1 protein-coding gene is annotated in these 1,831 nt (G+C 33.2%); it reads right to left on the bottom strand.

The window, feature by feature from the left end:
* Nucleotides 1-258: 258 nt before the first annotated feature.
* Nucleotides 259-1,029, bottom strand: coding sequence for a cysteine hydrolase family protein (locus D5R40_RS32625; RefSeq protein WP_124142986.1), 771 nt, complete (start codon nucleotides 1,027-1,029; stop codon nucleotides 259-261).
* Between the last annotated feature and the right edge of the window lie 802 nt (nucleotides 1,030-1,831).

The following is a 1,831-nucleotide window of genomic DNA, read 5'->3' on the forward strand; positions in this document are numbered from 1 at the left end:
CCCATGTAATTTTCCTCCTGTCTCCTGTCTCCTGTCTCCTGTCTCCTTCTTCAATCCTTCCTTCTTCCTTCTTCAAGGTTTTCATAAGGCAGGAAATAAAAGGTTTTTGGGAATCTTGCTTTTTGTTAGACCTTGATTTTTTTGCCTTCTTAACTGATATCTTTTTTTGAGTTTCGTCTCTTTTTAAGCATAGCTACAAAGTGCCAATTTTTTGTAATTAGTATTTGACAAATATGAGACTTTTCCAAAAAATATTTATTATTTAATAGCATCCAAAATAGCATTAGAATTTGTGACAAACCCGAAACATTGTTTCACATTATAAATAGTAGCTTGCCAACAATATTCAGGGGAAGTGGTGGCAGTACAGTCTGAAACTAAAATGCAGTCATAACCAAGGAAATTTGCATCTTGTAATGTTGCCATTACACATTGGTCTGCATTCACTCCCGCAAACAACAGAGTTGTTTTGCCCATATTTCGCAGGATGCTATCAAGAGGAGTATCCCAAAACCCACTCATCCTATATTTACTCACGCGAATATCTTCTGGTTGTTGCTCTAATTCATCCACAACTGCTGCTGCCCAACTTCCTTCTATCAGTACGGGGGCATTATTTTTTGGCAGTGGGTCGCCTAAACCTACACCTTTACCAGTGGGGTTATAAACATGGCGTAACCCAGCGCTGATATTCAGTAGGTCGGAACGGTTTCCCCAGTTTACCCAAATTATCGGGATGTTTTGTGATCGCAATTGTGGTAAGAAATTTATTAGTGGTTGAATGGGAGACCGTGCAGGTGTCACATCTACGCCTATATGAGCTAACCAACCATCAGGATGACAGAAGTCATTTTGCATATCTATGACTAAAATTGCTGTTTTGGCTAAATCTAGTTTAATGGTTTTGGTATCAGTTTTGACGACAATGGTTTTAGTGGGAAGAGGAGGACGAGTAATATCTGCAGTTGTCTCATCAACTGCCCACGCATTGGGTGGTATACCCAGAGTTTCAAGGGAGGAATTCTGCATAATATTATCTGGTGAATTTATCTATAAAATTACAAAGAGCATAGATGATTATTATATGCTCTTTCTTATTTTCGTCGATCATATATTATTAGTTGTATTACTTAATAAATTTTTAATTTCTCTATTATTGTTTGGTTTATTTTTATTTTCAAATGTTTGCATTGTAGATTTAGAGAATAAAATTTTTAAGCAACAATAATATTTTTGTCACTTATGATTATTGGGGAAATATAAAAATTTTAATTTTATCCTATAAAATTTATTTGATAAATATTTGCTATAAATATCTAGGCTATTTCTTAGGAGTCAGAATAAATGGCTTCAATATCATTTTTTAGGTCGGAAATTATTTTTTTAGTCAAAGGGACATCTCCTGCACGTGTCTTTTAATCGCCCTTATTATTCGTAAAATTATTTTTTTTATGGTATAAAATTTATTTGATTTTTAATTTTTTTATTTGGATTTGATTTTTCATGTTTGGTAATACTTGAAAACTAAATTTTCAAGTTAATTTTTTTGATACTCTGAGTTCAAAGTCTATATATACAGCCATCCTATTTCAGTTGCAGGTAAAAATCTCTTTGAATTTAGGAAAAATGGAATAGGAATAAAAGTTTCAGAGTTTTTATGTATCCTGATATTTTTGACAAATCATTATTATTTCATAAATTATTTCTGTATCTATCTCCATAGACATGATAATTTTATTCAGGTCTTTCTTATTGAAGAAGGAGACAGGAGACAGTAGACAGGAGACAGGAGGAAAATTACATGGGGATTCGCTCCCCCAAGTAATTTTGA

The sequence above is a fragment of the Okeania hirsuta genome, from assembly GCF_003838195.1.
Taxonomy (GTDB): Bacteria; Cyanobacteriota; Cyanobacteriia; order Cyanobacteriales; family Microcoleaceae; genus Okeania; species Okeania hirsuta.